This is a genomic window from Brevibacillus sp. SYP-B805, from assembly GCF_011059135.1.
Taxonomy (GTDB): domain Bacteria; phylum Bacillota; class Bacilli; order Brevibacillales; family Brevibacillaceae; genus Brevibacillus_F.
On sequence record NZ_JAALGD010000011.1, the window covers coordinates 127,412 to 149,535 of the forward strand.

The 22,124-nt window shown below is 56.6% G+C and carries 21 protein-coding genes; 5 read left to right on the forward strand and 16 right to left on the reverse strand.

The features are described from left to right. Window positions 1-25: 25 nt before the first annotated feature. The 4 genes from G3578_RS14450 to G3578_RS14465 all read right to left on the reverse strand — a co-directional run bounded on the left by G3578_RS14450 (window position 26) and on the right by G3578_RS14465 (window position 4,142). A complete protein-coding gene (locus G3578_RS14450; RefSeq protein ID WP_165213662.1) occupies window positions 26-436 on the reverse strand; it encodes a MerR family transcriptional regulator in 411 nt (136 codons plus the stop codon). A 136-nt stretch (window positions 437-572) separates the two neighbouring features. Then, on the reverse strand, window positions 573-1,844 hold the full coding sequence (locus tag G3578_RS14455; protein ID WP_165213663.1) for a methionine gamma-lyase family protein: 1,272 nt from the start codon (window positions 1,842-1,844) through the stop codon (window positions 573-575). 7 nt (window positions 1,845-1,851) lie between these two features. Next, a complete protein-coding gene (gene hflX / locus G3578_RS14460) occupies window positions 1,852-3,147 on the reverse strand; it encodes a GTPase HflX (RefSeq protein WP_165213664.1) in 1,296 nt (431 codons plus the stop codon). Between the two features lie 38 nt (window positions 3,148-3,185). Next, window positions 3,186-4,142: an AAA family ATPase gene (locus tag G3578_RS14465; protein WP_165213665.1), complete on the reverse strand. Its 957-nt coding sequence runs from the start codon at window positions 4,140-4,142 to the stop codon at window positions 3,186-3,188. A gap of 168 nt (window positions 4,143-4,310) precedes the next feature. On the opposite strand from G3578_RS14465, the gene G3578_RS14470 reads away from it, so the two are divergent. Continuing rightward, window positions 4,311-4,514, forward strand: coding sequence for a hypothetical protein (locus G3578_RS14470; protein WP_165213666.1), 204 nt, complete (start codon window positions 4,311-4,313; stop codon window positions 4,512-4,514). Between the two features lie 80 nt (window positions 4,515-4,594). Here G3578_RS14470 and G3578_RS14475 read toward each other — a convergent pair whose 3' ends face one another. The 11 genes from G3578_RS14475 to miaB all read right to left on the reverse strand — a co-directional run bounded on the left by G3578_RS14475 (window position 4,595) and on the right by miaB (window position 16,598). Continuing rightward, a complete protein-coding gene (locus G3578_RS14475; protein ID WP_165213667.1) occupies window positions 4,595-5,134 on the reverse strand; it encodes a hypothetical protein in 540 nt (179 codons plus the stop codon). Between the two features lie 112 nt (window positions 5,135-5,246). Beyond that, a complete protein-coding gene (locus tag G3578_RS14480; protein WP_165213668.1) occupies window positions 5,247-5,684 on the reverse strand; it encodes a MarR family winged helix-turn-helix transcriptional regulator in 438 nt (145 codons plus the stop codon). A gap of 264 nt (window positions 5,685-5,948) precedes the next feature. Further along, on the reverse strand, window positions 5,949-6,188 hold the full coding sequence (gene hfq, locus G3578_RS14485) for an RNA chaperone Hfq (protein WP_165213669.1): 240 nt from the start codon (window positions 6,186-6,188) through the stop codon (window positions 5,949-5,951). A 30-nt stretch (window positions 6,189-6,218) separates the two neighbouring features. Beyond that, window positions 6,219-7,172, reverse strand: coding sequence for a tRNA (adenosine(37)-N6)-dimethylallyltransferase MiaA (miaA, locus tag G3578_RS14490; protein ID WP_165213670.1), 954 nt, complete (start codon window positions 7,170-7,172; stop codon window positions 6,219-6,221). A gap of 1 nt (window position 7,173) precedes the next feature. Beyond that, window positions 7,174-7,959 (reverse strand): class I SAM-dependent methyltransferase, encoded by a 786-nt coding sequence (locus G3578_RS14495; protein ID WP_165213671.1) that lies wholly within the window; start codon window positions 7,957-7,959, stop codon window positions 7,174-7,176. Between the two features lie 2 nt (window positions 7,960-7,961). Beyond that, window positions 7,962-9,890: a DNA mismatch repair endonuclease MutL gene (mutL, locus tag G3578_RS14500; protein ID WP_165213672.1), complete on the reverse strand. Its 1,929-nt coding sequence runs from the start codon at window positions 9,888-9,890 to the stop codon at window positions 7,962-7,964. A 33-nt stretch (window positions 9,891-9,923) separates the two neighbouring features. Beyond that, a complete protein-coding gene (gene mutS, locus G3578_RS14505; RefSeq protein WP_165213673.1) occupies window positions 9,924-12,503 on the reverse strand; it encodes a DNA mismatch repair protein MutS in 2,580 nt (859 codons plus the stop codon). A 19-nt stretch (window positions 12,504-12,522) separates the two neighbouring features. Next, window positions 12,523-13,854 carry a putative amidoligase domain-containing protein gene (locus G3578_RS14510; protein WP_165213674.1) on the reverse strand — a complete coding sequence of 444 codons (1,332 nt, stop codon included), beginning with the start codon at window positions 13,852-13,854 and terminating at the stop codon, window positions 12,523-12,525. 116 nt (window positions 13,855-13,970) lie between these two features. Continuing rightward, window positions 13,971-14,531 (reverse strand): outer spore coat protein CotE, encoded by a 561-nt coding sequence (cotE, locus tag G3578_RS14515; protein ID WP_165213675.1) that lies wholly within the window; start codon window positions 14,529-14,531, stop codon window positions 13,971-13,973. A 110-nt stretch (window positions 14,532-14,641) separates the two neighbouring features. Continuing rightward, complete coding sequence (locus tag G3578_RS14520) at window positions 14,642-15,082, reverse strand: YlbF/YmcA family competence regulator (RefSeq protein WP_165213676.1); 441 nt, start codon at window positions 15,080-15,082, stop codon at window positions 14,642-14,644. Between the two features lie 4 nt (window positions 15,083-15,086). Continuing rightward, complete coding sequence (gene miaB / locus G3578_RS14525) at window positions 15,087-16,598, reverse strand: tRNA (N6-isopentenyl adenosine(37)-C2)-methylthiotransferase MiaB (protein WP_165213677.1); 1,512 nt, start codon at window positions 16,596-16,598, stop codon at window positions 15,087-15,089. A gap of 325 nt (window positions 16,599-16,923) precedes the next feature. Here miaB and G3578_RS14530 point away from each other — a divergent pair, with 325 nt between their 5' ends. The 4 genes from G3578_RS14530 to cbpB all read left to right on the forward strand — a co-directional run bounded on the left by G3578_RS14530 (window position 16,924) and on the right by cbpB (window position 20,970). Further along, window positions 16,924-18,156: an S-layer homology domain-containing protein gene (locus G3578_RS14530; protein ID WP_165213678.1), complete on the forward strand. Its 1,233-nt coding sequence runs from the start codon at window positions 16,924-16,926 to the stop codon at window positions 18,154-18,156. Window positions 18,157-18,328: 172 nt separating this feature from the next. After that, on the forward strand, window positions 18,329-19,135 hold the full coding sequence (locus G3578_RS14535; protein WP_241254636.1) for a lipoyl protein ligase domain-containing protein: 807 nt from the start codon (window positions 18,329-18,331) through the stop codon (window positions 19,133-19,135). Window positions 19,136-19,206: 71 nt separating this feature from the next. After that, the gene (locus G3578_RS14540) at window positions 19,207-20,355 is read left to right on the forward strand and encodes an acyltransferase (RefSeq protein WP_165213680.1); all 1,149 of its coding nucleotides are present in this window, start codon (window positions 19,207-19,209) and stop codon (window positions 20,353-20,355) included. A 165-nt stretch (window positions 20,356-20,520) separates the two neighbouring features. After that, window positions 20,521-20,970, forward strand: a complete 450-nt coding sequence (gene cbpB, locus G3578_RS14545; RefSeq protein WP_165213681.1) for a cyclic-di-AMP-binding protein CbpB — start codon at window positions 20,521-20,523, stop codon at window positions 20,968-20,970. 4 nt (window positions 20,971-20,974) lie between these two features. Here cbpB and G3578_RS14550 read toward each other — a convergent pair whose 3' ends face one another. Further along, a complete protein-coding gene (locus tag G3578_RS14550) occupies window positions 20,975-22,039 on the reverse strand; it encodes a YheC/YheD family endospore coat-associated protein (RefSeq protein WP_165213682.1) in 1,065 nt (354 codons plus the stop codon). Window positions 22,040-22,124: the final 85 nt, after the last annotated feature.

The window sequence follows — 22,124 nt, forward strand, 5'->3', positions numbered from 1 at the left end:
TCCTCCTATGGGGTTTGGTATTTAATCAGTGGAAAAAGCGGGATAGCTCTCCACGAATTAACGCGGTGTCTCCCAGGCGGGATGCGGACGGATTGAAAATCTGCTGCTTCAGCATTTCGTGAAGCTCTTTTTCGGACAGTTCCTTGCGCTTCTGCTCCGATTTGGGGGTAATCTCCGTCTTTTCCACCACCGGCTCCTGAAGATTCAACACCTGCTTGATGCCGGCGATATTCAGTCCTTTTTCGATCAGGGCCTTGATCTCCAGCAGACGGTCGACGTCGTTAAACGAATACAGACGCTGCTTGCCTTCCGTGCGCGCGGGATGTATCAAATCATGCTGTTCATAATAACGGATCTGCCTTGCCGTAAGCTCTGTCAGTTTCATCACGATTCCGATCGGGAAGAGGGCCATGTTGCGGCGGATATCGTCACTCATTATTGTCCCTCCCTTGCAAGGAATAATATTCTGGTACTATTGTATGCGCCTTCACGCAATCCTGTCAAGAGATGTAAGATAATATTACATAAAAAGGGTGATAAGCCTGCATGACTTATCACCCTTTGGACGCTTGTCAGCGAATATCCAGCAATCCTTTGGCCAGCAGATGATCCAGCGCCGTCAGGATGCCCACCTTGACATGGGAGTAAGTTAATCCGCCCTGCACAAATCCGAGGTAGGGCGGGCGAACGGGACCATCGGCGGAAAACTCGATGCTGGCCCCTTGGATAAAGGTGCCGGCCGCCATGATCACCGGATCGGCGTACCCGGGCATCTCGCTGGGATACGGCGTCACATGGGAATCGACCGGCGCCGCCTTCTGGATGCCCTGACAAAAGGCAATCAGCCGTTCCGCCGAGCCGAATTCAATCGATTGGATCAGGTCGGTTCGCGGCTCATGCCACAGTGGGTTGGTCCGAAAGCCCAGTCTTTCGAGCAGGGCGGAGGAAAAGACCGCCCCTTTCAGCGCCTGGCCCACGACGTGAGGCGCCAGGAAGAAGCCCTGATACATTTCCAGGAGCGAATAGAGGGACGCTCCTCCCTCCGCGCCGATGCCGGGGGCCGCCATGCGGTACGAAGCCAGGCGTACCAGCTTTTCCTTGCCGACGACATAGCCGCCGGTTTTGACCAGACCGCCGCCCGGATTCTTGATGAGGCTTCCCGCCATGATATCGGCCCCTACCTGCAGCGGCTCCAGCTGTTCGGTAAATTCGCCGTAGCAGTTGTCGACGAAGACAATCAGTTCGGGATTGATCTCCTTCACAAAGGCGACCATCTCCCTGATCTTGTCGATGCCAAACGAAGGGCGGTCCGCATAGCCGCGCGAACGCTGGATCCCGATCACTTTGGTCGCCGGCGTGATCGCCCGCGCCACGGCCGGAAAATCAATCTCCCCCGATGCGGTCAGCGGGACAACCCGATAGCCGATGCCGTAATCCTTGAGCGACCCCTGCCCCTCGCCGCGAACACCGACCACTTCTTCCAGCGTATCGTAAGGCTTGCCGGTGATATACAACAGCTCGTCGCCGGGCCGCAAGATGCCGAACAAACAGATGGCGATCGCATGGGTGCCCGAGATGATTTGCGGCCGCACCAGAGCGGCTTCCCCGCCGAATACGTCGGCATAGATTGCTTCCAGTGTCTCCCGCCCTTTGTCGTCGTACCCGTATCCCGTCGACGGGGCGAAATGAAATTCATTGACTTCATGCTTTTGGAAGGAGCGCAGTACCTTTAACTGGTTGAAATCCACCAGGTTGTCGATTTCCTTGAGCCGGCCGCCGATCTGTGCCTCCACTTCCTCGACAAGCGGCTTCAGCCGCGCTCCATGTGCAAACAGTTCAAACATATGCTTCTTACCAACTCTCTTCTGATGTTTGCGGGGCTTCCGCCAAAAACGGCAGGATGCGCCCGTATACCGGATGATCGCGATTCAGCCGCACTTTCACCAGATAGGCGGCTTCCTGTTCTGCATATTCCTGCTCCATCTCTACCCCTTCCCGGTACAATAGGGAGAGGATATCGCCGCGGTCCACGGGGACTTTCAGCATCATGGCACGGAAAGCGGCATAGGCATGCTCCTCGATCCGTTTCACAAGCAGCTGCAGATCCTCGTCGCGGAGGGCGGAGATCAGGATGGACTCCTCGGTTTTCGGCAGGTAGGTGCCCGGATGAATCAAATCCGCCTTGTTGAAGACGGTGACGCGCGGGATCTCCTCTGCCTGCAGGTTGCGCAGTTCCCGCTCCACTACCTCCATGTGGATCTCCAGATCGGGATGGTGGCTGTCCACCACGTGCAGGATCAGATCCGCTTCCCTGACCCCCTCCAGCGTAGAGCGGAAAGCCGCGACCAGCGCCGTCGGCAGATCCTGGATAAAGCCAACCGTGTCCGTCAGCAGCACGTCCATGCCGCTTGGCAGGGAAAGCTGGCGGGTCGTCGGATCCAGGGTGGCAAACAGTTTGTCTTCCTCCAAGGTATTGGCTTTGGTCAGCCGGTTGAGCAAGGTGGACTTGCCCGCATTGGTATAACCCACCAGCGCCACCTGGTAGACGCTGTTCTTTTTCCGTCGTTCCCGGTGCAGCTGCCGCGTCCGCACGATCTCCTGCAGCTGCGCTTTCAATTCGCTGATCCGGCGGCGGATATGGCGCCGGTCGCTCTCCAGCTTCGTCTCGCCCGGACCGCGCGTACCGATGCCGCCGCCCAGCCGGGAGAGCTGCTTGCCCTGTCCGGCCAGCCGGGGCAGCAGATAGCTGTACTGCGCCAGTTCGACCTGGATTTTCCCCTCCCGCGACTGCGCCCGTCCGGCAAAGATGTCCAGAATCAGCTGGGTCCGGTCAATCACCTTGCAGTCAAAAACCGTATCCAGATTGCGTACCTGGCTGGGGGACAACTCGTCGTTAAATATGATGAGATCAACCTCCAGCTCCTGCGCGCGCTGGGCAATTTCCAGGATTTTGCCGCTCCCCAGATACCATGCGGCATCAATCCGGTCGCGATGCTGGGTGATGGTATCGAGCACCTCCACTCCGGCGGTGCGAGCCAGCTCATGCAGCTCTGCCAGCGAGAGACGCGCCCGTTCGTCATCCCGGTGCTCCAAAAAACAGGCCACCAGGATGGCGGTCTCCCGCTCTTTCCCATGCTCTTTATGCATGCGGTCACTTCCTTTCCCCTCTATCTTAACAAACTCCTTCACAGAACGAAATCCTCGGGCATCAGCGTCACCAGCTCCTCCCGGCTTGGTTCCGGCAGCGCCAGCATCCGGACAGCCTGCCTGCGGATCGCGTGCTCGATCTTGTTGCGGATATAGCGCGCATTGCTGAAGTTCTCCTGAAACGGATCATTGCACAATTTCACCAGGTGGCTGCGCAGGCGGGCCTTGGCTGACGCGGACAGCACATATTCCTTGTCCTGTGCCAGGATGTCGGCGATGAGCAGCAGTTCTTCGATCGAATAGTCGTCGAAGTGGATGTGGATCGGAAAACGGGAGGGCAGTCCGGGATTGATGGAGAGAAAATCCTCCATCTCATGCGTATATCCGGCCAAGATGCAGACAAATTCGTTTTTGTTATCCTCCATGGCTTTTGTCAAACAGTCGATCGCTTCTTTACCGAAATCCTTTTCCCCTCCCCGCGCAAGCGAATAGGCTTCATCGATAAAAAGGACCCCGCCCATCGCTTTCTTGATCAACTCCCTGGTTTTCTGGGCGGTATGGCCGATAAACTCCCCGACCAGATCGGCCCGCTCCACTTCAATCAAGTGTCCTTTGCTCAAAATGCCCATCTCTTTGAAGATGCGGCCGACGATCCGGGCCACGGTGGTTTTGCCGGTACCCGGATTCCCCTTGAACACCATATGCAGAACCTGCTTTTCCGTTTTGAGCCCATGCTTTTCCCGCTCCAGATTCACCCGCAGCAGGGCATAGATTTCATACATCATTTTCTTGGCATCCTGCAAGCCGATCATGCGTTCCAGTTCATCAAACACCCGTGCCAGTTGGGCGCTCGCCGTCGCCCGAACGGTCTGGGCGAGCGTCTTGGGTTCCTTTACCTTCGCGGGGTGATTCAGCACAACTTGAATCCGATGGGGGGCCTGCTGTTTCTCCTCGGTGGTTTCCGCAGGATTGACGGAAGTTTGGGACGGTTTCACTTGCGATCACCTGCCTTATGATCGTGCCTGAAGTAAGTATACTCAGCCAAGCGCCAAACCTGCCCTTTTTTTCAAGGCGGAATAGGAGAAGACGGAAGGCATGTTCGGTTGGGAGTCGGCATATGGTAATGACAGACTTGCGGAGGGCGAGAGAAGGGGGGAAACTGCTTGATGGAAAAAACACACGGGTATGTTGGCAGACTGGAGCCTGTTTCCCCCTGCTGGCTGCGGGGGAATCGGCATCCGCGCTTTGACGCACAACATCCCTATTCCATTTCCGACAAGATCGCTGCGGCAAAAAGCGCGAGCAGCACCAGTCCTCCGCGTGACGCGTGGACGGGACTGGGCCAGCACGTGGACATCCGCATCTGAATAACCCTGCCGACTTGAGCGGGCAAGAAAAAGCCAGCTCTCCATCCGATTCGGAGAGCTGGCTTTTTTCCTGCGATCTGTTATTTTTCATTGTCCGCATTGACAGCAGGCTTGGAGAGAATCCAGCTGTAATTGCCGTTCACCAGTCCGGCTTCTTGCGGCGCTGCTACCGGCGTGCCTTCCGGAGCGGCGAAGGTCCAGCTGTAGCTGCCGGTAAGCTTCGGCGCACCGTTCGGATCGGTCACTGGGGTGCCTTCCGGAGCAGAGAGGGTCCAGCTGTAGCTGCCGGTAAGCTTCGGCGCGCTGTTCGGATCAGTTACCGGCGTGCCTTCCGGGGCAGAGAACGTCCAGCTGTAGCTGCCGGTAAGCTTCGACGCGCTGTTCGGATCGGTCACCGGGGTGCCTTCCGGAGCAGAGAGCGTCCAAGTGTAGTTCCCGCTGAGTCCCGCGTCAGCGGACGGCAGTTTCGCCGCTGCCGGATTTTGTTGCTGCCATACGGCAAGTACGTTGTAGACTTCTTGATCGTCCGCCTTGTCGCTCGGGGCTGCTGCCGCAGAGGAGGCAAATACACAGGATGCAAACAGAGCGGTGGTAAGCATCAGCATGTTTTGTTTTTTCATATCCGTACACTCCTATCCAAGCATGGTTTCTCTGTTTTCTTTCTCTTTGTCATTCTCTAAGGGATAACTCTCCACTCTTGTTTGGGCTGACCCTCACCTCTTCTTTCAATCGCTATTCTCCAATGGTGGATCGTATCTTCGACAGGAGGGCATGGAATTGCGACAATTCCTCGTCTGAGAAGCATTCGGTCATCTTGGCCAAAAGGATCCTGCGCCGCTCCAGATATGCCTGAATCTTGGGTACAGCATCCGGAGACAGGGCTACCCACACGACCCGCCGGTCATCTTCACACCGCACCCGTTCGACCAATCCGCATTTCACCAGGCGGTTGAGCGAGATGGTCGTCGCGCTGGCAGAAAGACCAAGATCAGCTGCCAAATCGGAAACGGTACAGCGTTCTTTTCCGTACAAGGCTCTCAGCATGATGAACTGCTTGGGGCTGATGGGGTCGTCCACATCGGCGAGCAATTGGTGGATAAAATGGCGCCACACGTCATAAAAAGTCCGATCCAGTTGTTCCAATTGCTGTTCACGAACGTCGCTCTTCATAATCCCTCCATGTCCTTTTACACGAAAATATTTTTACAGTAAAACGATTAGGCCTGAAAAAAGGAGATGATTTGATCATACCCTTTTTTCGAAAATTTGTGCAAGATAGATTGATAGTCAAATATTTTTACTGTAAAACTATTTCCGTGACGACTTCATTTTACTCCTTTTGTTGGAAATTCGCAACCCATTTTTTTCTTTATTTTTCCACACAAAATGAAAAAGCCCGGATAGTTAATTACCCCGGCTTCGTCTTTTTTAAGCTTATTGCTGGTTGTTGTCGGATGCCATGAGCGATACGGGCCGCTGCGGCGTAAAGGTCGATATCGCGTGCTTGTACACAAGCTGTTGTTTGCCCTCGCTGTCGATGACGATCGTGAAGTTGTCGAACGCCTTAATGTAGCCTCTTAATTGAAAGCCATTCACCAGGTAGATGGTGACCGCGATATTTTCCTTGCGCAAGTGGTTCAAGAACGTATCCTGAATGTTGATCGTCTGCTTCATGTGCAAATACCCCCTAAACGGACTTGTAAGTTATATATTCGGCGTTTGGTGAAACTTTCCTTCCAAACGCGCTGTGATTGTTTTTAATATCTGATCGTGCTTCTCCTGGTCGGTCATGTCAAACCATTCAATCTCCGCCATCCGGCGAAACCAGGACAGCTGGCGCTTGGCAAAATGGCGCGTGCGCTGCTTGATGTCGTTGATCGCTTTCTCCAGGGTGATCTCCCCGTACAGGTACGGCACCAATTCCTTGTAGCCAAGCCCCTGCATGGACACCAGCGACGGATCGTACCCCTGGTCAAGAAGGGAGCGCACTTCTTCCACCAACCCGGCTTCGATCATCTGATCAACGCGGCGGTTGATTCGTTCGTACAGCTTTTCGCGCTCCATCGTCAAGCCAATGATGTACAGGTGATAAGGAGAGCAGGCGGCACGATGCTGAAATTCGGCCATTTTGCGCCCCGTCAGCTCATAGATTTCGAGAGCCCGTATCACTCGTTTCACATCGTTGGGATGAAGGCGCTGGGCCGTGACGGGATCGATATCGGCCAACCGGCGGTGAAGCGCCTCGGCCCCTTCCGTTTCCGCCATTTTCTGCAGACGTTCGCGCAGTTCCGGATCGTGCGGAGCTTCCGCAAAACGGAAGCGATGGGTAACGGATTCAATGTACAAACCGGTACCGCCGACGATAAACGGCAAGCGGCCCCGCTCATTGATCTCGGTGATCAGACGGGTTGCCATCGCCTGAAAGTGCGCCACTGAATACTCCTGATCCGGATCGACGATGTCGATCAGGTGATGGGGAACGATGTTTCGCTCCGCCGGCGACGCTTTCGCCGTGCCGATATCCATCTGCCGGTACACCTGCATCGAGTCTCCGGAAATGATTTCGCCATCAAACCGTTTCGCCAGTGTCAAACTCAGTTCGGTCTTGCCGACAGCAGTCGGGCCCACAATCACAACCAGCTTTTCTTGCTGCTTCATGTCACTCCCCTCCCGGCGCATCTTGATAACTGTATACCACCTGATGCTGTCTCGTGCGGAACGGGGTAAAGCCCAGCTGTTTGTACAAAGTTCCCCCTTTGCCTTCCTTGAGCACCACGCGCCTGCGGGCTACCCGCAGCGCTTCCCGGACCGCTTCCATGCTGAGCGGTTCCGGATTGGCATAGGGCCGTATCCCTCGAATCCCGGCCGAATCCGCAACCGCGGACGTGAACATCGGGTCGAAGTACACCACATCGAACGAGCGATCCGGCAGTGTGCGCAGCACGTCGAGATGATGGCCGACCGCCACTTCCACCCGCCACATCGCTTGGCGCAGGGATGCGGAAGGGGTGGGCCATGTCCGCAGCCCATCCTCCACCAGCAGGGCGATCAGGGGCTCCGACTCCACCCCCAGCACACGCCCTTTCTCCCCCACCCCGTGGGCGAACACGATCGCGTCCGCTCCAAGCCCAAGGGTCGCATCCAGCACGTGATCCCCTGGTGCAATTTGGCAAACGGAAAGCATAATATCAGTATCGCCGCGCTCCAATCGCTTTATACGGAAGGCCGCGTTGTTCGGATGAAAAAAGAACGGCTGCCCCTGCGCGCGCTCCAGGCGGGCTCCCTTGGCGGTTACCACCAGAATGCCATCCGTCCCGTATTGGCGGCGCAGCTGTGGCAATGAGCGATTCCGCCGCTCTACGAAAGGCAGCGAAAGCCGGGCGGCCAGCTCGACAGCGTGCGCCCGCGTTTCGTCGCTGGGTCCCGCTCCCGTGGTGACTATCACGTTTACATCACTCGCTTAAACATTTTCTCCAGATCATAGGTAGAAAAATGAATGATAATCGGGCGGCCGTGCGGGCAGGTAAACGGGCTGGTCGTCTCCCGCAGGCGGTTCAGCAGGCTTTCCATCTCCGCCTGCGTCAGATATTGATTCGCTTTGATGGCGGCCTTGCAGGACATCATGATCGCCGCTTTCTCCCGCATCTTGGCCAGATCCACTTCGCCGGTCTCGCCGGATTCCAGCACGAACTGGATCAATTCCTCGATCACTTCCAGCTCGCAGCCTTCCGGAAACCAGTGGGGATGAGCCCTGACAATGAACGTCCGATTGCCAAACCATTCGATCTCCAGTCCGAACGACCGCAGCAGCTCCAGGCGATTCTGCAGCCGCTCCGCTTCCGCCACCGTACATTCGACCGTATGCGGGAAAAGGAGGATTTGGCTGGCAGCATTCTCACCACGCAGTTTTTCCATAAAATACTCGTAATAAATGCGTTCCTGGGCGGCGTGCTGGTCAATCAGGTACATGCCCGTATCGTTCTGGGCCACAATATACGTTCCGTGCACCTGCCCAACCGGATAAAAGATCGGTACGGCCGGCTCCTCCCGTCCTGCGGCATCGGGTTGCAGCGGCGGAAGGACTTCCGGTTCCGCATCCGTTTGGAAGGAAGGCGGGAAGGGTGAGGCTTCCTTCAGCTCTTTCGCTCCGTACGCTTCTGCCTGATCGCGAACCGCGGGCATCTCCTGCATGCCTTTGGAGATTACCTGCGGCTCCTCCAGCTTGGCGGGAAGAACGGGCGGTGCAGGTGTCATCCCTTCCCGCTTGCCCGCTTTGTCCCACTCGAAAGCGGCAGGCTTCGGCATGCTGAAGTCAATCGCCGCCTGGACGGCCGACGGCTTTGTCCGGTCGCGCCCCCTTTCCGCCTGCAGCGGTTGGACGATGGAAAGCCCCTGCCGCAGCGTGTCCCGGACCGATTGCTCGATGGCGGCGCAAAGCTCCTCTTCCTTGCTGAACCGGACTTCCAGCTTGGCCGGATGGACATTGACATCCACCAGCGTCGGATCCATGTCGATCTGCAGGACGACGATGGGATAGCGCCCCACCGGCAGGAGGGTATGGTACCCGCGCATGATCGCATTATGCAGCCCGAAGTGGCGGATGTAGCGGCCATTGACCAGGGTTGACAAGTAGGATCGGTTGGCGCGGGTCACCTCCGTCCTGGCCAGAAACCCCCGCCAGGTAAAATCGAGGGACTCCCCTTCAATCGGGAGCATCATTCTGGCCGTCTGCACGCCGTAGATGGCGGCGATCACATGCAGCAGCTTCCCGTCCCCTGACGTGTGCAGGAGCTCCTTGCCGTTATGGGTAAGCGTAAACGCAATCTGCGGATAGGTCAGCGCCAGCCGGTTCACATAATCGGAGATATGGCCGATTTCCGTCGCGATGGATTTCATGTATTTCAATCGGGCAGGCGTATTGTAAAACAGGTCACGGACGCAGACCTCCGTCCCCTTTACCCTGGCGGCATCCGCCACGCTCTTCACCTGCCCGCCTTCCACGATCAGCCGCGTGCCGATCTGACCGCTGTCCAGCGTGCTGATGACCTCAACCCGAGAGACGGAGGCGATACTGGGCAGCGCTTCGCCCCGAAAACCCAGGGATCGAATCGCGAACAAATCGCGCGGCGTCCGGATTTTGCTGGTGGCATGCCGTTCGAAAGCCTTGAGGCAGTCGTCCCGATCCATGCCTTCGCCATCATCGACAACGCGAATCAGCTGCAGGCCGCCTTCTTCCACTTCGATCTCGATCTTCCTTGCGCCAGCGTCGATCGCATTCTCCAGCAGTTCCTTGACGACGGAGGCCGGCCGTTCCACGACTTCCCCGGCCGCGATCATATTGGACAGCTGTTCGTCCAGCACTTGGATTTTGCCCATGAGCCTCCCTCCTTTCAGCAATAGCCGCTACTCTTATTTCTTCAATCGTTTCTTCCATTCATGCAGCTTCAGCATGGCATCGAGCGGTGTCATCTGCATCAGGTCAAGCTCGACCAGTTCGTGCAGCACGTCCGCTTTCGCTTCGCTGATGGCCGGTTGGGCCGCATGATCCTGTACCGGCTGAGCCGGATAAGCTCCCCACAGCATATCCAGCGACATCTGCTCCACTGGCGGCCCAGGCTGTCCCGCTTCGAATCCGGCCAGAATCTCCCGCGCCCGCTGGATCACCTGCTGCGGCATGTCCGCCAGTTCGGCAACATGGATGCCGTAGCTTTTATCGGCCCGCCCCTGCTCGATTTTGTGCAGGAACAGCAGCTTGCCGTCCCGCTCCTCGCAGCGGGCGTTCACATTCACGACACGGGGAAGAATTTCCTCCAGCCGCGTCAGTTCGTGATAATGCGTGGAAAACAGCGTCTTGGCCCCGATATTCTCATGAATGTATTCGATCACCGCCTGGGCCAGTGCCATCCCGTCGTAGGTGGACGTTCCCCGGCCGATCTCATCCAGCAGGATCAAACTCTGGGCGGTGGCCTTCACCAGCGCATGCTTGGTCTCCAGCATCTCCACCATGAAGGTGCTGTGCCCCCCCGCGAGATCGTCCGCCGCCCCGATGCGGGTGAAGATCTGGTCCACAAGCGCCAGCCTGGCTTCGCTGGCGGGCACGAAGCAGCCGATCTGCGCCATGACGACGATCAGGGCGATCTGGCGCATATAGGTGCTTTTTCCCGCCATGTTGGGTCCGGTGATCAGCAGGATCTGCCGGGACTGGTGGTCCATCTCCACGTCGTTGGGCACATACTTCTCTTTCTCCAGCACGGCTTCCACAACCGGATGGCGGCCGCCGCGAATCACGCACTCCCCGGTTTTGGCGAGCTTGGGGCGCACATAGCCTCGTTCTTCGCTCACCGTGGCAAACGACTGCAGCACATCCACCATCGCCACCCGCTCGGCCAGAGCCTGCAGACGCGGGATGTGCTTGGCCACCTCAGCCCGCACGTTGGAAAAAAGCTGATATTCCAGCTCGACCATCTTCTCTTCCGCTTCCAGGATCAGCGCCTCTTTTTCCTTCAATTCCGGCGTGATAAACCGCTCTGCGTTGGCCAATGTCTGTTTGCGCTCGTAGCGGCCTTCGGGGACTAGGGAGAGATTGGCCCGCGAGACCTCGATGTAATAGCCGAACACTTTGTTGAAGCCTACTTTCAGGGAACGGATCCCCGTTGCCTCGCGCTCCGCCTGCTCCAACTGGGCGATCCAGTTCTTCCCCTCCCGGCTGGCCGTATGCAGCTTGTCCAGGTAGGCGTCATAGCCGGGGCGGATCAAGCCCCCTTCGCGAACGGAGACCGGGGGATCATCGACGATGGCGCTGGCGATATAGGCCGCGATGTCGGCACATTCGTCCATGCCTTCCGCCAGACGGGCCAGTACCGCGGAGCCTTTTTCCAGCAGCAGCTTTTTCAAGTCGGGGACCGCCTCCAGGGAAAGGCGCAGCTGCACCAGATCGCGCGCATTGGCATTCCCGTATGCGATCCGTCCCGCCAGACGCTCCAGATCATACACGCGGTCCAGGCAGTCGCGCAGGTCTGCGCGCAGCAGGTAATCCCCCTTGATCTCCTCCACCGCGTCCAACCGTTCATTGATCTCCTCCAGGTTGAGCAGCGGCCGTTCGAGCCACCGGCGCAAAAGCCGCCCTCCCATGGCCGTCTCGGTGCGATCCAGCAGCCACAGGAGCGAGCCTTTCTTCGTTTTGTCGCGAAGCGTCTCCGTCAGCTCCAGATTGCGGCGGGAGAAGTGGTCCATCTGCAGAAACTGTCTGGCTTCATAACGTTTGATCAGCCGCAAGTGGGAGAGGTTCCGTTTCTGGGTCGTCCCGATATAATGGAGGAGCGCATTGACCGCCATCACCATCACCGGTTCCAGTTCGGCCACCTGCTCCCCGTATTGCCGCTGCGCCGCGTCTTCCGCCACCTCGTCGGCACGCAGATGGGTGGAGGGCAGATCGCTGGCATACCGGGAGACCAGCCCCCCGTACAGCACCAGCTCCTTCGGCCGGTAATGCAGCGCTTCATCAAGCGCCGCGTTCCCCGCTGCCCCGACGGCGGTCACGTACATTTCCCCCGTGCTCATGTCGCAGGCGGCCACCCCGGCCCGGCCGTCCAGCTCGGCGATGGCGACCATGTAATTGTTCTCCTTATCGGCCAGCCACTTGCCTTCCATCATCGTGCCCGGGGTGATCACGCGCGTCACTTCCCGGCGGACCACCCCTTTTGCCTCTTTCGGATCTTCCACCTGCTCGCAAATGGCTACCTTGTATCCCTTCTGCAGCAGTTGGGCGATATATGTATCAGCGGAATGATGCGGCACCCCGCACATCGGGATCCGCTCATCTCCGCCGCCATCCCGGCCGGTCAGCGTAATCTCCAGCTCCCGGGACGCCTTGATGGCATCGTCAAAAAACAATTCATAAAAATCGCCCAGGCGAAAAAATAAGAAAGTATCCGGGTAATCGCGCTTTACCGCCAGATACTGTTGAATCATCGGAGTATATTGCGCCATGATGAACTCTCCCACTCTGTTACTTCCCTGCTATTATACCATGGTTTGCGAGAGAAGTAGAAATGCCCGGAGTACCAGGCAGTTTCCAGGCGGAGCGAAAATCCGCATCCGCCGGCCATTCCTCCGTCGACTGCAAATAGGCAAAGAACGCCTCCAGCTCGCGGCGATAGAGGCGATAGCCCTGTAACGCGGCAATCTCGGCATGAATACGTTGAACCAACGGACGAATCGCCTCTTTATCCCCGCGGTAATACGCCTTCTGCACCGGCAGTTCGCTGGCAAACCGCAAGCGCAGCCGGTCGTGCGACGAAACGACCAGTTTGGCCAAGGCAAACACGCCCTTGGTGACGCGCGGGGTGACCAGCCAGCTGGGCAGGGTGCGGTATTCGAAGCCCCCGTGCTCTTTTTCCCGGAAGTCTCCCAGATAACCGTACCGGGGCCTTCTTCTCCGGCAGCCGTCGTCTTCAACCAACAGCAGCGGAAGCGCCAGATACGTGTCGAGCTTGCGCAGCAGATCGAAGGTGAGGCCGATGCCGCTGAAGTGAAGATGGCCGCCGATCGGATATCCGGCAAACGGCATCCCGCCTGCCAGCCATTGCAGCGACTGGTCGGTAATGCGGTGTGCCGCTTCCCGCATCGCCCGGTACAAATGCAGGAAAAGCTGTTCCGGTTCCGCCGCAGGCTGGGGGCGCAGCTCGGCAATCGGATGTTGCCGGCTGTAGATTTCTTCCCGATAACGGGCGGCATCGCAGCCGACGAGACCATGTCTGCCCACAAAGCGGGAGGCGATCGCCATCCTCCCGAGCGGGTCGCGCAGCGCGAACTCCGGATCGGCGCCCAGCAGGATGGCATCCGGCTGCCCGGGCTCGTGACGCAGGCGCATGGCATGGGCATCGGCCGCCTGCTTGAACAGGCGGGTTTCCTCTGATGCCGGCTGAACGTGCAGCACTTTCAGACGCGTGGGCGAATATGCCCCCACCACCACCGTGCCGCAGTCAAGGCCGAGCGCATACAGGGCGCGAATGGCCAAGCGCTTTGCCAGCTTTACTTCCTGTTCCGCCTCCTGCCCGTTCAACGGCAGATATTCCCTTTCCTCCTGCCGATAAAGCGGGCGATGCAGCCAGACCGCTTCCGTCTCCGTTTTCATGACGGCCAGCACCTGGGTTTGAAAGAGAGAGATAAGATAGCGGCGCTGGGGAAGGGACTCCGCGTTCTCTTCCGCAGATGGGGCCGGAATCCCGTGCAGGCGCAGCACGGCCATCATCTTCTGGCGGTTCCGGCAGAGTCCGACCGCTTCCCCACCATTGAGCCCCGCTGCCGCCATCTTCAATGCATCGCGTACGTCCGTCATCTTCTTTCCCCCCATCGTCGATGCTACAGCCTATGCCCACCGCCGTCTATGGGTGATGAACGACCAGTCCGGGAGGGAAAAAGAAAAAAGAGGAGAACCGTCTCCTCTTCCGCGCATTAATCCAGATCATCCAGCAGACTTGCCGAGTCAAATTCGTCCAGCTCATCGCCGCTCTCTTCATAGTCGCCGTCAAAGCCGAAATCCTTGTCATCGCAGCTGTTGCAAACCACCACGCATATCTTGGTCTCACCGGCTATCTCGACCGCGTACTCGCTTTCCACTTTGACAATCACCGCACCGCCGCCGGTCAGTTCAGCCTTGACGCATTTGGGCTGCTCCACGGCATGGGCGGTGATCTCCAGGTCGCCCCTGCTGTTGCGGTCATAGAAAGAGAGCGGAACAAGTACGGAGAATTGTACCTGCTCTTTTTTCACTTCAGTCTGGGTGTTATTAGCAAATGAGTACCACAGGTTGACGTCATACGTACCAGATACTTCAACCGCTTCCCCAACTTTCTCAGCCTGGAACTGTGTGTTTATAATCCAGCATCCGAGGATCGTCGAAGGAGTGTGCGCTGGTATAATGGTATGTGTTGTTTGGGAGTATTTATGTCCTTTTCCACATACAGCTTTCGCGTAAAGTTCCCGGCACTGCAGGTCTTTTTCTGTACCCGACATTTCGTTACCTCCTCCATACAACGTTTCTGTACATTTGTATGCAGGGCATTCGACTAGGGTGCAAGAAAACCTTGCGTCTCCCTGTCAAAAAGTCGGGCTCATCTGCTTGCTTACATCGAGCAGCAACCGCCGTGTTTCTGCGGTCCGCCGCCGGTCTCTCCCGTCAGGGGATTGCCGCCGGTATCCAGGATGATCCTTTCCGTAACGGTGTTGGTGATCACATGGGTCACCATTTGTAAAAGATCGTTCACATCAACCTGCGACTGTTTGAATTCGGCCACGATCGGAATCTGATCCAATTCATCCTGCAGCTGATTGAACTCCTCTTCTACTTTTTTGGCCAGCTCCGGCTTGTTCATCGATTCAAACATCACGATCTGCTTCTGCTTCTGTTTCAGCTGGCTGATCAATTCCTGCACACGTTCGTTGTGCTTGATCTGCTGTTCCGCCCGTTTGTAAAAATCCACTTCCTTGGTTCTGGCAATCATCGTCGCCAGTTCGCGAGCTTTCTCAAGAATCTCTTTATCCGTAAAGCGCGCTGTTTCTTCCATCATTCTACACCTCGATTTTGGTTGCGATTTCGCCGTGAAGGGTCCATGTTCTGGCTTCGGTAATCCTGACATCCACAAACGTGCCGATCAGGGACGGATCCCCGACGAAATGGACAAGCTTGTTTCCGCGGGTACGGCCGGACAGCACCGCCGCATTGGTTTTGCTGACCCCTTCCACCAAAACTTCCACCACTTGATCCTGCAGGGCCTTGTTTTTCTCCAGGCTCAGCTGGTTCACCAGTTCGTTCAGGCGGTAGAGACGCTGTTTCTTCACGTCCGCCGGCACGTTGTCTTCCATGTCCGCCGCCGGTGTGCCTTCACGCGGCGAATAAATGAAGGTATAGGCCGAATCGTAGCCCACTTCTTTTACGAGCGAGAGCGTTTCTTCGAACTGCTCTTCCGTTTCGCCCGGGAAGCCGACAATGATGTCGGTGGTGAGCACCACGTTCGGAATGGCGGCCTTGATTTTGCGTACCAGTTCCAGATAATGCTCGCGCGTATATTTGCGTGCCATTTTCTTCAAAATTTCGGAGCTGCCGGATTGGACAGGCAGGTGGATATGCTCCACCAGATTGCCGCCTTTGGCCAGCACCTCGATCAGGTGGTCGTCAAAATCGCGCGGGTGGCTGGTGGTAAAGCGGACGCGCGGGATGCCGATCTGCCGAATCTCATCCAGCAGATGGCCGAAGCCATACTTGATATCGGTAAAGTCTTTGCCATAGGCATTGACGTTTTGCCCCAGCAGGGTAACCTCCTGGAAGCCTTGGCGGGCCAGTTCGCGCACTTCCGCAATCACGTCTTCCGGACGGCGGCTGCGCTCCTTCCCGCGGGTATAAGGCACGATGCAGTACGTGCAGAACTTGTCACAGCCGTACATGATGTTCACCCATGCCTTGATGCGGCCTTCGCGCACCTTCGGCATGTTTTCGATGATATCGCCCTCTTTGGACCAGACCTCGATCACCATCTCCTTGCTGAACATCGCGTCGCGCAGGAGCACCGGCAGCCGGTGAATGTTGTGGGTACCGAAGATCAGATCCACGTGCGGGTAGCTTTTCAAGATTTTCCCCACGACGCTTTCCTCCTGCGACATGCAGCCGCAGACGCCGAGGATCAGGTTGGGGTTGTTTTGTTTGATCCGTTTCACATTGCCCAATTCGCCGAATACCTTGTCCTCCGCATTCTCGCGGATGGCACAGGTGTTGTACAGGATCACGTCCGCTTCTTCTTCCGCAGCCGCCCGGGTATACCCCAGCCGTTCCAGGATGCCGGCCATCGTCTCGCTGTCATGCTCGTTCATTTGGCAGCCGTACGTATGAATCAGGTAACGCTTTCCTTTTCCGATGCCTTCCATCTCTTCGGGAATCGCAAAGTCATAGTGCACACGAATCTCTTCCTTGCCGCGCTTCTTCGCATCTTTCAAGCTCGGCGGCTGGAAGTATTTTGCGTAATCTTCCGTTCGTTTCGGGGACTTCACGGATTTTAAGTCCGTTGTCGCCTCGTTTCTCGTTGTCATTTGTATCACCTCAAATATTTTACTCTGAATAGGAAGAACCAATTGTACATTATAGCACAAAACCAGCAGAAAACCATGGCAGAGATAAGGCAGTGCAGCGACAAACTGATGACGCATCCGCATCCCGCCTCCACAGCCGATGCATATCCAATTCGCGCTTCCCCGTCATCCTCTCTTTCGTACTTTTGGCCCGTGGCGGCTGCCCGTCCGTCTGAGACCGTTGACTTATTTTGCAAACAGGCTCGGCCGCTGTGCAACTTTCCACTCTTTCCCATCGTCATTACTGGCGATAGCGTTACACGCCAACGAAGGAGGTTCAACCCGAATGAGAAGATTGTTTGCGTTCTTCCTCACAGCCATCCTCATCCTCACAGCCATGCCTCTCGCACAGGCAGCGGTCCGTTTCGCGGATGTTCCGAGCTCCCACTGGGCCTATAAGGAAATTACGGAGATGGCCGAAAAAGGGATCATCAAAGGATACAGCGACGGCAGATTCCGCCCCAATAACCACGTGACGCGGGCCGAGTTCGCCAAGATCATGATCGCGGCGGCCGATATCGACATCGGGGAGAAAAAGAGTCAAACCTTTCAGGATGTCCCCCGCAGCCACTGGGCATTTGATTATGTGGAGTATGCCAAACCTTACCTGACCGGCTACAAGTCCGGCAGCCGCTACTACTACAAGCCGGACGAGGATGCCGTTCGCGAAGATATCGCCGTTGCGCTCGTTCGCCTGCTGGGGTACGACCGGACGAAAAAAGCGGATTTGTCGGTCATCTCCAAATTTCGTGACGACGACCGCATCTCCCCGGCCCTGCGCCCTTATGTCGCCATTGCCATCCAGACCGACTTGATCAAAGGGTACGACGGCTATTTCCGTCCGCAGGATGCCATCACCCGTGCCGAAGCCGCTTCGCTCATTTACCGGGCGCTGTTGGAAAAACGCGATGACGATGAATCCAAAGTGGTGTTCCCTGTTCCGACGCCTCCTCAAACACCGGAGCTGCCCGTCAGTGTAACCGATTCGTTCTCCAATGCCGATCTCGCCAATTGGCAAAAAGATAAAGCCAACGCCAGCTGGGGTGTGGTGAACAAGGCCGTCACCGCCCTGACCACCAACACCGACATCGACCATTACTTCCTTCCGCTGAAATGGAGAGAGGAGCTGAAACCGACGAAATATCAGCTGGAAGTGGATGTGCTGCCGAAAGGGACAGCCGGCCTGGGCGGACTGTTCTTCAACGGAACGGACGGCAAAGGCCATGTGGTGTTTGTCTCCGATGACAAGGTGACCGTCGGCTATGTATCCGATGACAAGAGCAAGGATCTCTCCGTCATCGCCACCAGTTCGTACAAACTGCGCTCCTCCAACCGCCTCAAGGTGGTGGTGGACGGCAACCGTTACGATGTTTATCTGAACGGTGCGTTTGTCTTCGGCCAACAGAACGTCTCCCTTACCGGCACGAAGCTGGGACTGTACCTGCAGCGGGAAGCCACCAAAGATGTGCCCGACAAAATCACCTATCTTGACAATTTCTCCTTCAAGGTGCTCCAATAATCCCCCATACAGCCGTTCCTCTCTTTGGAGAACGGCTTTTCTGTGCTCGGAAAAACATGGAGGTTAGCAAAGGAAGCGATCCGGGTGTATAATGGTAACCGATTCTTCGGCAGGATGCCGAAAGGGGAAGAAAGCATTGCCGACCGGACAAGTTTACCCACAATTTCTCTGGATGGATTCTGGCACGCATCAGGCCCAGCCAATCGAACCGTTGATCCTGGATGAAGCGCTGTCCAGCGGCATGAGCGATCCGGGGGCGATTCCCCTGATCCATGTCTGGGTGTACGATAAGGCGCTCTTTCTGGGACGGCGTGACGCCAAGCTGCCCCATCTGGAACCCGCTCTTCGCCAAATGGGCCGGGAAGGGTACGGTGCGGTGCTGCGGTCGTCCGGAGGGGCATGTGTTCCCCTCGACGCCGGTGTGTTGAACATGGCATTCCACCTGCCCGATACCACGCTGTCGATCGACGCCTTCTTCAGCCAGGTCGCAGCCATGCTGGCGGTAGGCCTGGGTGCCTATGGCGAGATCGCGTTTGGGGAAGTGAGCGGCTCTTACTGTGCCGGTGAGTATGATTTCGCCTGCGGCGGCAAAAAAATCGGCGGGATGGCCCAGCGGCGAACCAGGTACGGCTCCATCCTGCAGCTGTGCATCAATGTGGATCAGCGTCCCCGCGGGGAACTGATGGAACGCTTCTATCTGCTGGCAGGGCTGGAGGAAATGGAGAAAAACAAGCCGATCCCGGTGATGGACGGCTCCACCATCGGCAGTCTGGCGGAGGCGACCGGCGTACCGCTGCATGTAGACGAGGTGAAAGAACGGTTGTTCGAGGCGATCGCCCGTCAGTGGTCGTTGGAGAAAACGACCTGTTACCCGCAGCTTGAACGGCTTGAATCCGCCCGCCAACATCTGTTGAACAGGCTCGGGCTCTTCTCCTATCGGGCGGAAGAGCTCGCGCAGGCGTCTTGGGCATTGCCTTAGAAAAGAGAGCTGACCCCTCCGCCGGATAGAAAGACAAATAGCGGAGGGCTAGAGGGAGGTCAGAAGGAACCATGCTGAAAGATCGAAGAGGATCGTTTCTAGATCTGAACGCCCTCTTTGTGCTGGGGGCGTTTACGGTCCTGCTGCTGCATATCGTCGGCTTTTTTATGGAAGCACAGGATCTCTATCCATCGAATCAGGATGTGGAAGCCGTTATCATTATCCTGCTGCGGTTTGGCCGTTCCCTGTTCGTATTCGGGACCGGCCTGCTGCTCTTTTATTGGTACAAACACCGACCCGTGGATTGGAAGACGTTCTGGTACAAGCGGTGGACAGCCATCGTGCTGCCTTATCTGATCTGGACCGCCATCTATACCTACGTCACGTTTCAAACCTTTGATCCCACGGTGCTGGTGCCGGAATTTCTGTACAGCCTGCTGACCGGCAGCTCCTTTTACCATCTCTACTACATTCCGGTCTATCTGCAGCTGAACTTGCTATTTATGCTGGGCAAAAGCTTCCTGGAACGCCACACGCGGCTGCCGCTGGTCGCTGGCGTGATGGTCCTGCAGGCGGCGATTTACGCGCTGTTTCACTATCTCTTTGTCGACCCGGTTATTCCCGGGATCGATTGGCACGCATCCCCCGGTTTGCAGCTGTTGAACCATTTCTATGTCAACGGCCAGACCTATGTGTTCAACTATCTGTTTTACTTCGTGCTGGGAGCTTACGCCGGACTTCATCTGGAGGCATGGCGCAGCCTGGTGCATCGCCTGCGCTATCTCTCCCTGCTGGCGTTGGCACTCACCAGCGCGGCGATCGTCGGGCGCTACCTGTTCGGCCAGGTCACCTATCAAGAAGGGTTGAACATTTTTCATCCCCTCTACATGCTCTATACGACCTGTTTCATTGCCGGCCTGTATCCGATCTCCCGCTACCTGGGCAATCTGCCCGTTTTGAAAGATCGGCTGGCAGCTCTGGCCAAACAAAATATGGCCATTTACCTGGTTCACCCGCTCGTGCTGTTTCTGTTGGAGAGCTACGTGATTTTCCGACTGCCCTTCTCGGTTTTCGGACTGTCGCTGCTGATGTTTCTCCTCAGCGTCCCGATAAGCATCTGGCTCTATCAGCACACCTCTCCGGCCTTCTGGAGACGCCGCCGCCTCCGGGCCCGAGCCCCGCACAGGCAGCCGGTATACCACAGGGAAAATCCGGTGTAAGCAGCTTTTTGCCCGGCGATGGCTGGGCATTTTTTCTTAAATGGCGTTTTTGCCATTTATCTCGGGCAGCCGATCCAGTATGATGGTAAATGGGAGATCCATGTTACCTGGATGATGTCAATCATGCCGGGTGGGCTTACCATTTGTAAGGCAGGTGCAGTCAACATGCATACAACAAACGAATTCCTGAATACCCGGATAAAAGAGCTGATGATCTCCTCCCCCAAAGTGGCCCATGTGCAGTTGGGCAATTCGCTGGAACATGCCCTGCTCGTCCTGATCAAATCCGGTTATTCGGCCATTCCGGTGCTGGACAGCAGTTACCGGATTCAGGGGCAAATCAGCACCACCATGATCCTTGATCATATCCTCGGTCTGGAACGGATTGAATATGAAAAACTGGGCGATCATACGGTAGACGAAGTGATGAACAGGAAAATTCCCCGCATGAAAGAATCGGAACACTTCCTGAAAGCGCTGGAATTGTCCATCAACCATCCCTTCGTCTGCATTGAAAACGAGGAGGGACTGTTCCTCGGGATACTCACCCGCAAAAACATTTTGGCGCTGGTATACCAGTATTTCCGCCAGCAGGAAGGGGCAAAGAACACCTGATCATTCAGGTGTTCTTGCTTTGTTTGAACAAGCTCTTGCCGTACTCAAGCGGGTGCCGGTAAGTGCGTTTAAACATCTCCAGCTCTCCCGCCTCAAAAAAAGAGTACCGTTGATCCCGCACGTTCACTTCGATCAGATAGGGATTTCCTTCGCGATCGATCCCCATATCCAGTCCCAAATCGGCCAGGGAGGGAAAATGCTTGGCGTACTCCTTGGCGATCATCCGTGCCGCCACCGCGAGCCTGGATTTGACCTGGGCGATTTTCTCCTGTGGAAACAGGGAAGCCAGCACCTGGTCAAGCGGTACGGCATGACCGCCTCGAGCGAGGTTGCTCAGCTTGTTGTACCGGTTGGACACCTTGGCGACCATCCCGGAAACGCACCATTCCCGCGTGCCATCCCGCTGCACCGAGACCCGGACATCAAAGGTCCGATCCTGGTATTTGGCAAGGGGGATTCCCTGCTGAACCAGGAAGCGGCGGCGTCCCACCCATCCCCTCATGGCCGTCATCAGCCTGACTTTGTCCGTTCGCTTGCGCAGCTTGGACGAGACGGTCAAAAAGCGGTCGCCCTTCCGTTCGATCCTGACCACCCCTTCCCCTACCGAACCCACAGCCGGTTTCACATAAACGACATCAAACTTGCCCAAAAACTGAACGAGCGTAGGTCGGGTAAACAATCTGGTCTTCGGCAGATAAGGTCGCAGTTGTTCGTTTTTCCACAGCAATTGATGGACGCTTCCCTTATCACGCACCACCAGTTCATTGTAAACCTTGTAATGCCTGCTTAACTGGCGGATAATCGCCCTGGTGGACGGCTGCCCGCTGAGCACGCGGTTGTGGATGACTGCGGGAATGCGGATGGCTCGCGGCACCAGACGGGTTCCGTTCCAGAAATGACCTATTACCCGTTTGGCTTTCAGATCGACGTGCAGCGGATGAAAAAATACGGGCTCCAGCCCCAGCTCTTTTCCAATCTCTGCATAATAATCCAACCGTTCATAGGTTTGTTTTCCGGCAATACCCTTCTGCATAAGCGCCCAATCCAGCATGATCCCGATTCGGTCCAAGTCGTATCCCCTCTTACTCATGCAAAATAGTTCGCGATCTATCAACAGGGTATGTGTGGAGAGCAGGAAGGGTTTGCCTATTTTC